Origin of the sequence: Lacisediminihabitans sp. (assembly GCF_036404185.1) — a bacterium.
Classification (GTDB): Bacteria; Actinomycetota; Actinomycetes; order Actinomycetales; family Microbacteriaceae; genus Lacisediminihabitans.
In genome coordinates, this window is sequence record NZ_DASWPB010000224.1 from 1 (window position 1) to 8,705 (window position 8,705).

8 protein-coding genes are annotated in these 8,705 nt (G+C 69.1%); all 8 read left to right on the forward strand.

Translation table 11 applies throughout. The features are described from left to right. A partial coding sequence (locus VGC18_RS15655; RefSeq protein ID WP_331099100.1) for a UDP-N-acetylmuramoyl-tripeptide--D-alanyl-D-alanine ligase occupies positions 1-857 on the forward strand: 857 nt, incomplete at its 5' end. Continuing rightward, a complete protein-coding gene (gene mraY / locus VGC18_RS15660) occupies positions 854-1,963 on the forward strand; it encodes a phospho-N-acetylmuramoyl-pentapeptide-transferase (protein ID WP_331099102.1) in 1,110 nt (369 codons plus the stop codon). The genes VGC18_RS15655 and mraY, both read left to right, overlap by 4 nt. Next, entirely contained in the window at positions 1,960-3,462 is a 1,503-nt protein-coding gene (gene murD, locus VGC18_RS15665) for a UDP-N-acetylmuramoyl-L-alanine--D-glutamate ligase (protein WP_331099104.1), read from the forward strand. Before mraY ends, murD begins: the two co-directional genes overlap by 4 nt. A gap of 34 nt (positions 3,463-3,496) precedes the next feature. After that, positions 3,497-4,690: a putative lipid II flippase FtsW gene (ftsW, locus tag VGC18_RS15670; RefSeq protein WP_331099106.1), complete on the forward strand. Its 1,194-nt coding sequence runs from the start codon at positions 3,497-3,499 to the stop codon at positions 4,688-4,690. Then, a complete protein-coding gene (locus tag VGC18_RS15675) occupies positions 4,687-5,778 on the forward strand; it encodes a UDP-N-acetylglucosamine--N-acetylmuramyl-(pentapeptide) pyrophosphoryl-undecaprenol N-acetylglucosamine transferase (RefSeq protein WP_331099108.1) in 1,092 nt (363 codons plus the stop codon). Before ftsW ends, VGC18_RS15675 begins: the two co-directional genes overlap by 4 nt. Continuing rightward, positions 5,775-7,190, forward strand: a complete 1,416-nt coding sequence (gene murC, locus VGC18_RS15680; RefSeq protein ID WP_331099110.1) for a UDP-N-acetylmuramate--L-alanine ligase — start codon at positions 5,775-5,777, stop codon at positions 7,188-7,190. Before VGC18_RS15675 ends, murC begins: the two co-directional genes overlap by 4 nt. Continuing rightward, on the forward strand, positions 7,177-8,130 hold the full coding sequence (locus VGC18_RS15685; RefSeq protein ID WP_331099112.1) for an FtsQ-type POTRA domain-containing protein: 954 nt from the start codon (positions 7,177-7,179) through the stop codon (positions 8,128-8,130). Before murC ends, VGC18_RS15685 begins: the two co-directional genes overlap by 14 nt. A gap of 156 nt (positions 8,131-8,286) precedes the next feature. Then, a partial coding sequence (locus tag VGC18_RS15690; RefSeq protein ID WP_414672903.1) for a cell division protein FtsZ occupies positions 8,287-8,705 on the forward strand: 419 nt, incomplete at its 3' end.

Sequence of the window (8,705 nt, forward strand, 5' to 3'; positions counted from 1 at the left end):
CGAGGCCGGACATCTCCGTCGTGCTCAAGGTCGGCCTCGCGCATGCCGGCGAGTTCGGCGGGATCGAGGTCACGCAGCGCGCGAAGGCCGAGATCGTCACCGAGCTGCCGAGCGACGCCGTCGCCGTGCTCAACCTCGACGACGAACGCGTCGCCGCGATGGCGGCGCTGACGGCGGCGAGGCCCGTGTGGTTCGGCCTCGACCCCCGTGCGGACGTCCGCGCCGACGACCTGCGCGCCACCGCGAGCGGCACCTCCTTCCGGCTGTCGGTCGGGGCGGCGAGTCGCACCGTGAGATTGCGAATCCTGGGGGAGCATCACGTCATGAACGCCCTGGCCGCCGTCGCCGTCGCCTCCGAGCTGGGGGTGCCGCTCGACGACACCGTCGAGGCCCTGGAGTCCATCCGCCGCGCCGAGCGCTGGCGGATGGAGGTGCTGGAACGCGAGGACGGCATCGTGGTCGTCAACGACGCGTACAACGCGAGCCCGGATTCGATGGCAGCCGCGTTGAAGACGCTCGCCCAGATCACCGGGCCGGGTCAGCGATCCGTGGCGGTGCTCGGCGAGATGACGGCCCTCGGCCCGTATTCCGACGAGGAGCACGACCGCATCGGCCGCCTCGTCGTCCGGCTCAACATCGGCCGCCTCGTCGTCGTCGGGCACGGGGCCAGACACATCCACAACGCGGCGGGCCTCGAGGGCTCGTGGGACGGGGAATCCGTGCTGGTCGAGACCGCCGATGAGGCGTACGAGCTCCTCGAGGGGTACCTGAAGGCGGGAGACGTCGTGCTGGTGAAGTCCTCGAAGTCGGCGGAGCTGCGGTTCCTCGGCGACAGGCTGGGGCGGGTGACCGCATGATCTCCCTGATCACCGCCGGCGCCATCTCGATGGTGTTCACCCTGCTCCTGACTCCGCTGTTCGCCAAGGCGTTCCGCAAACTCAAGCTCGGCCAGTTCGTCCGCGCCGACACGCCGACGACCCATGTGGTGAAGCGTGGCACGCCGTCGATGGGCGGGATCGTCTTCATCACGGCGTCGATCATCGGCTATTTCCTCGGTCACATGGTGGGCGGAGACTCGGTGTCGGGCTCCGGCCTGCTCGTGCTGGCGATGATGGCCGGTCTCGGCCTCATCGGCTTCATCGACGACTTCCTCAAGGTCAAGCGCAAGAACAGCCTCGGGCTCGCGGGCCGGTACAAGATCGTCGGCACCGTGATCGTCGCGATCGTGTTCGCGATCATCGCGCTCCGGTACAAGGACGCGAACGGCCGCACGCCCGCGTCAACGGCGATCTCCTTCGTGCGCGACCTGAACTTCGACTTCGTGGTCGCCTTCGGCGCGGTGGCCGGTGTCATCGCCTTCGTCGTCTGGGTCGCCCTCATCACGACCTCCGTCTCGAATGCCGTCAATCTGACGGACGGTCTCGACGGGCTCGCCGGCGGCGCATCCATCCTGGCGATCGGCTCGTACATCTTCATCGGCTTCTGGCAGTCGAGCCAGTCCTGCGTCAATCCGATCCTGCCCGTTGCGAACGTCTCCGCCTGCTACAACGTGTCCAGGCCGCTCGACCTCGCCGTGGTCGCCGCCTCGGTGGTCGGCTCCCTGGTCGGGTTCCTGTGGTGGAACACGTCTCCAGCGCAGATCACCATGGGCGACACCGGCTCCTTCGCCCTCGGCGGCGTGCTGGCCGCGCTGGCCATCGTCTCTCGCACCGAGCTGCTGCTCGTCATCATCGGCGGTCTGTTCCTGGTGATCACCGGACAGGTGATCATCCAGGTGCTCTACTTCAAGGCGACGAAGGGCAAACGCATCTGGCGGTCGAGTCCGCTCCACCACCACTTCGAGATGAAGGGCTGGCCGGAGGTCACGATCGTCGTGCGGTTCTGGATCATCGCCGGCCTGTTCGTCGCCCTCGGCATCGGTGCCTTCTACCTGGAGTGGCTGAGCCGCGGCGTCGCCTCATGAGGAACGCCGTCGAGGTGGATGCGCTCCGCAGCTGGCGGGCCGACTGGCGCGGATTGAGGGTGGCGGTGCTCGGCCTCGGTCGTGCAGGCTTCTCGGTGGCCGACACCCTCGCGGAGCTCGGCGCCGACCTGGTCGTCCTGGCCGAACGGGCGGACGGGGACCTCTCCCGCATCCTCGAGGCGATCGGCGTCCGTCTGGAGCTCACGGACCTCGAGGCGCGGATCGCACAGTTCCGTCCCGACCTGGTCGTGGTCTCGCCGGGATTTCGCCCGACGCATCCGCTGGTCGCCTGGGCCGAAGCCAGGGACATCCCCGTCTGGGGCGACGTCGAGCTCGCCTGGAGGCTGCGCGACAAGACCGGAGAGGCGGCGGAGTGGGTGGCCGTCACCGGGACCAATGGCAAGACGACGACGGTGCAGCTCACCGCCGCGATGATCGCCGCCTCCGGCAAGAGGGTGGCCGCCTGCGGCAACATCGGTCTTCCGGTGCTCGACGCGATCCGCGACCCGACGGGCTTCGACGTGCTCGTCGTCGAGCTGTCCAGCTTCCAGCTGCACTACCTCGACAGCATGTCGGCCGCGGCGAGTGTCTGCCTCAACCTGGCAGGCGATCACCTGGACTGGCACGGTTCGCTGGCCGCCTACGCCGCGGCGAAGGCGAAGGTCTACCACGCCACGAGGCTCGCCTGCGTCTACAACGTCGAGGACGAGGCGACGAGAGCGATGGTCGAGGACGCGGACGTGGTCGAGGGCTGCCGGGCGATCGGCTTCGGGCGCGGTGTGCCCGGTCGAAGCGAGCTCGGGATCGTGGACGGCATTCTCGTCGACCGCGCCTTTCACGAGGACAGGCATCGTTCGGCGATCGAGCTGGTGACGGTCGAGGCCCTCGCGGCGATCGGGATGGCCTCCCCGCACATGGTCGCCAACGTGCTGGCCGCCTGCGCCCTCGCCAGGGCCGTGGGGGTCGAGCCGGCCGAGATCCGAGCGGCCCTCTCCGCCTTCCGGCTCGATCGTCATCGGACGGAGACGATCGTCGAGGCGGACGGCATCCGCTGGGTGGACGACTCGAAGGCGACCAATCCGCACGCCGCCCAGGCCGCGCTGGTGTCCTTCCCGTCCGTGGTCTGGATCGTCGGCGGCCTGCTCAAGGGAGTGGATGTCGGCGAGCTCGTGGCGGCCAACGTCGCGCGTCTGCGCGCCGCCGTGATCATCGGGGTGGATCGCGGGGCGCTGGTCGAGGCTTTCGGGCGACACGCGCCGGAGCTGCCCCTGTTCGAGGTCGAGACGACCGACACTAAAGAGGTGATGCCGATTGCCGTGAGGCTCTCGGCGGCGGTAGCACGAAGCGGAGACACCGTTCTTCTCGCCCCCGCGGCCGCTTCGATGGACCAGTTCACGGATTACGCGGAGCGAGGCGATCGCTTCGCCGAGGCGGTGCACAACATGTTGGGAGACACGGCCGATGACCACCAGCCTCCCTCGCAGACGCCAGGGCACTAGGCCTGCTCCCGGGCCCACCCGGGTCGCACCGCCGGTGGCACAGCCAGAGGGCCGCCAGCCCTCCTCGGCCGTCGTCGCGGTCAAGCGCATCTTCGCCGCGGAGACCGGCAACTATTTCCTGCTGCTGGGAACCACGCTCTTCCTCGTCGTCTTCGGCCTGATCATGGTGTTGTCCTCCTCGTCGGTGGAGTCGTACCTGTCCAGTGGCGACTTCTTCAACGGCTTCGTGCGCCAGGTGCTCTTCGCCGTGCTCGGGATCCCGCTGATGCTCATCGCGGCGCGGATGCCGCCCCGCTTCTGGAAACGCTGGGCCGGCACCTTCCTGCTCGTGGCGATCGGCGTCCAGCTCCTCGTCGTCGCCACCCCGCTCGGGGTCTCGCACGGCGGAAACACCAACTGGATCAGTCTCGGACCGTTCAGCGGGCAGCCCTCCGAGCTGGTCAAGCTCGGGCTCGTGGTCTGGCTCGGGTACATCCTGATGAAGAAGAGCGCCGTCCTCGACGACTGGCGGCAGCTGGTCGTCCCGCTCGTCCCGGTCGCGCTCTGCGCCATCGGTCTCGTCGTGCTCGGCGGCGACCTGGGGACCTCGATCATCCTCACGGCGATCGTCCTCGGTGCCGCCTTCTTCGCCGGCGTGAGGCTGCGTTATCTCGCGGTGTCTGTCGTCCTGATCAGCCTGGTCGCGGCCATCCTGTCGCTCGCGAGCAGCTCCCGTTCCGGGCGGATCAGCGCGTTCCTCAACGGGTGCGTGTCGGCCAACGATCATGCCGGGGCCTGCTGGCAGACGGTCCAGGGCTGGTGGGCGCTCGCCTCCGGCGGCCTGTTCGGCGTCGGCCTCGGCAATTCGACGGCGAAGTACTCCTGGCTCCCCGAGGCGGACAACGACTTCATCTTCGCGATCATCGGCGAGGAGCTCGGTCTCATCGGGGCGATCCTCGTACTGGTGCTCTTCATCGTCCTGGCGATCACCTTCGTGCGGATCATCAGGGCCAGCAGCGACCCGTTCGCCCGAATCACGGTCGCCGCCGTGATGGTGTGGATCGTCGGCCAGGCATTCATCAACATCGCGGTGGTGCTTGGCATCCTGCCTGTCCTCGGGGTTCCCCTGCCCCTCATCTCCGCCGGAGGGTCCGCGCTCATCACCACTCTGACCGCCATTGGAATCGTGCTCTCCTTCGCCCGTCACGCGCCTCAACCCGATTCCCTGGACCCGAGGCAGGCGCGATGACCCGCTATCTCCTCGCCGGGGGCGGGACCGCCGGTCACGTCAACCCGCTGCTCGCCGTCGCCGATCGCATCATGGACAGGGAACCGGATGCCGTCGTCCTCGTGCTCGGCACCGCGGAGGGCCTGGAGGCCCGTCTCGTCCCCGCCCGCGGCTACCGGCTGCTCGTCGTCGCCCGGTTGCCGTTCCCGCGCCGGCCAAACCGGGCCGCGCTCGCCTTCCCCGGTGCGTTCCGGAACCTGATCACGAGCATCCAGGAGCTGATCAGTGAGCACCGGATCGACGTCGTCGTCGGTTTCGGCGGATACGTCTCCGCCCCCGCCTACCTCGCGGCACGGCGGGAGGGCCTCCCGATCGTGGTCCACGAGGCGAACGCCAAGGCAGGCATGGCGAACCGTCTCGGCGCCCGACTGACCCGCTTCGTCGGCGTCGCCTTCCCGGCGGCCCGACTGCCGCACGCGAGGTTCGTGGGGATGCCGCTGCGGCGCGAGATCGAGGGACTGGATCGTCGGGCCGAGCGGGGGCACGCGATCGCGCACTTCGGGCTCGATCCCCGCAAACCGGTCCTCCTGGTGACGGGCGGGTCCCAGGGCGCCAAACGCATCAACGAGACCGTCTTCGCCGGCGCCGCGACCATCCTCGGGGCGGGCTGGCAGATCCTGCACATCACGGGGGAGCGATCCGAGCTCGTCGCAAGCGACCTGGCCGGCTACACCCTCCTGCCGTATTGCGATCGCATGGATCTCGCCCTCGCCGCCGCCGACCTCGCGGTCGCCCGGGCCGGGTCGGCCACGGTGAGCGAGTTCACGGCGCTCGGGGTGCCGGCGGTCTACGTCCCGCTGGCCATCGGGAACGGCGAACAGCGGCTCAACGCGCGCGACGTCGTGCGACTCGGCGGGGCCATGATCGTGGACAACTCGTCCTTCACCCCCGAGTGGATCGCCTCGAGACTGGTTCCCCTGCTGCAGGACAGGGCGCTCATCGCGGAGATGTCCGCTCTCGCTCTCCAGGCCGGGGTGCTCGACGGCGCGGATCGCACGGTCGACCTCGTGCTGGAGGCCCTCGCGGCACGGGTACGTTTGTCCCGATGATCAAGTCCGATTTCTCCCACCCCGTCCCCGAGCGCCTCGGTGCGGTGCATTTTGTCGGCATCGGCGGTGCAGGGATGAGCGGCATCGCCCATCTCTTCGTGACGGCCGGCCTGCCGGTCACCGGGTCGGACATCCGCGCCACCTCCACGGTGGAGGCGCTCCGGGTCCGCGGCGTCCCGGTGTTCATCGGCCACTCGGCCGACAACATCCGTGGCGCCGACACACTCGTCGTGACCGGCGCCATCGCGGAGGACAATCCGGAGTACCTGGCCGCGCGGGAGCTCGGCCTGCCGATCATCCACAGGGCGCAGGCCCTCGCCTGGCTCATCCGCGACCATCGGGTCGTCGCCGTGGCCGGCGCGCACGGCAAGACCACCTCGACCGCCATGATCGTCACGGCCCTGCTGGAGCTGGGAGCGAGCCCGAGCTTCGTCAACGGCGGCGTCATCCGCTCGCTGGGGGTGAGCGCGTCGGCGGGCAGCGGCGACGTGTTCGTCGTGGAGGCGGACGAGTCGGACGGCTCCTTCCTGCTCTACAACACCGCGGTAGCGCTCATCACCAACGTCGACCCGGATCACCTCGATCATTACGGCTCAGAAGAGGCGTTCGAAGCGGCCTTCGCCACCTTCGCGGGCAAGGCGACAGAGCGGGTCGTCATCTCCAGCGACGATCGTCGCGCCGTCGAGGTGACCGCGCAGCTCGCCGGACGACCGGTGACCACCTTCGGGAGGGCCGCCGGAGCCGACGTCCGGCTGCACTCCGTCGTCAGCGGCGAGACGGTGTCCTTCTCGCTCTCCTACGAGGGAGCGGACTACGACACGAGACTCCGGGTGGCCGGGGTGCACAACGCGATCAATGCGGCTGGCGCATTCGGAGTGCTGGTGTCGCTCGGCTTCGACCCGCGGGCCTCCCTCGACGCGATCGCGCTGTTCGAGGGGACGGAGCGTCGTTTCGAGCTGCGCGGTGACGTCCGCGGCGTGCGGGTCTACGACGACTTCGCCCATCACCCGACCGAGATCCGGGCGGCGTTGTCCGGGGCCAGGGGCGTCGTCGGCGAAGGCAGACTCATCACGATCTTCCAGCCGCACCTCTATTCCCGGACGAGAGAGATGGCGGCCCAGTTCGCGGAGACCCTCGAGTCCCTCGCGGACCACACCATCGTGGTGCCGATCTACGGCGCCAGGGAGGAGCCGGAACCGGGCGTGACCGGAGAGCTCATCACCGAACTGTTCGCCGATCCGTCCAGGGTGCGCTACATCGAGGACTGGGATGCCGCCGCGGACTATGCCGCCTCGATCGCCGGCGCGGGCGACTTCGTCATCCCCATGGGCGGTGGCGACGTCTATCGGATCATCCCGCGGTTGCTCCAGGCGCTGGAAGCACCGCCGCGGAGCGCAGATGAAACGGCCTGAGGGCTTCGACCGGCCGCGGCCGGAGCAGGAGGGTCGGCCGGGGAAGGCCGCAAGGCCGCCGCGCGCCGAGAAGGGGCGGCGACCCGCCGATCCCGTGAAGAAGGTCGCCCCGGTGCAGAAGACGCCCCCGGTGATGCCGCCGCCATCCGTTCGGAGCGACGAGGCGTCCACGGCGGAGCGCGACCTGAAGAGGGCCGCCAGGGAGAGGCGCAGGTACGAGCGCGAGGAGGTCAAGCGGTTCACCCGCCGCTCCCGCCGTCGTCGGTTGACCTGGTTCATCGGGGCGGTCACCCTCCTCGTCGTCGTCGGCGCGGTGACCGGGGCGGTGTATTCGCCCCTGCTGGCGCTCACGACCATCCGGGTCGAGGGCAATTCCGCCGTGAGCTCCGCGCAGATCCGCTCGGCCGTCGCCGGACAGGTCGGCAGGCCGCTGGCGACCCTCGACACCGCCTCGATCAAACGGGAGCTCTCGCGGTTCCCGCTGATTCGGAGCTTCGTCACGGAGGCCGTCCCTCCGCACACGCTGGTCATCAAGGTCTCCGAACGCACGCCGATCGGCACGCTGTCGACCGCATCCGGGTTCTCGGTCATTGACGCGGCCGGGGTCGTGCTCGACCGGGTGAAGGATCGCCCCGCCGGGCTTCCGATCGTCGACGTGAAGTCCGCGACGACCACGAACCAGGCATTTTCGGCTTCCGTCTCCGTGCTGCTCTCGGTTCCCGCGGAGCTGCTGAAGAAGATCGACACCGTCTCGGCGAGCACTCCCGACGACGTGACGCTGACCCTGACCGGTGCGGGGCAGACCGTGGTCTGGGGCAGTGCAGAGGACTCCGCGCTGAAGGCCAGAGTCCTCGTCGCGCTGATCGCCACCCAGGATCCGAATGCGGCGGTGAAGTACGACGTCTCGGCTCCCAGCAGGCCGGTCGTCGGCTCGGGATGACCCTCCCCGGCCGCCCGGCCGGCCGCGGGTTTCCGACACGCTGGCCCACCTGCCCGTCGGCCGTGCTCCCGCCCCTTAACTTCGAATCAAGAAACCTATACTGAGCATAACTTTAAGCTTCTAGTTGAGGTTGAGAGTTTCTAGCGGAGGCCGCACGTGACATCGAACCAGAACTACCTTGCCGTCATCAAGGTCGTCGGCATCGGCGGCGGCGGCGTCAACGCCGTCAACCGGATGATCGAACTCGGGCTCCGCGGTGTGGAGTTCATCGCCATCAACACGGATGCCCAGGCGCTGCTCATGAGCGACGCGGACGTGAAGCTCGACGTCGGTCGCGAGATCACCCGCGGCCTCGGCGCCGGCGCCGACCCTGAGGTGGGCCGCCGCGCTGCGGAGGACCATGCGGAGGAGATCGAGGAGGCGCTCGCCGGCGCCGACATGGTCTTCGTCACCGCGGGTGAGGGCGGCGGCACGGGCACCGGCGGGGCCCCCGTCGTGGCCCGCATCGCCAAGTCGATCGGCGCCCTGACCATCGGTGTCGTCACCAAGCCGTTCAGCTTCGAGGGCAAGCGCCG

What these genes read in the sequence shown, in the direction of transcription:
- mraY (WP_331099102.1), top strand. Translation starts at nt 854, where the DNA reads ATGATCTCCCTGATCACCGCCGGCGCCATCTCGATGGTGTTCACCCTG.
- murD (WP_331099104.1), top strand. Translation starts at nt 1,960, where the DNA reads ATGAGGAACGCCGTCGAGGTGGATGCGCTCCGCAGCTGGCGGGCCGAC.
- VGC18_RS15675 (WP_331099108.1), top strand. Translation starts at nt 4,687, where the DNA reads ATGACCCGCTATCTCCTCGCCGGGGGCGGGACCGCCGGTCACGTCAAC.
- murC (WP_331099110.1), top strand. Translation starts at nt 5,775, where the DNA reads ATGATCAAGTCCGATTTCTCCCACCCCGTCCCCGAGCGCCTCGGTGCG.
- VGC18_RS15685 (WP_331099112.1), top strand. Translation starts at nt 7,177, where the DNA reads ATGAAACGGCCTGAGGGCTTCGACCGGCCGCGGCCGGAGCAGGAGGGT.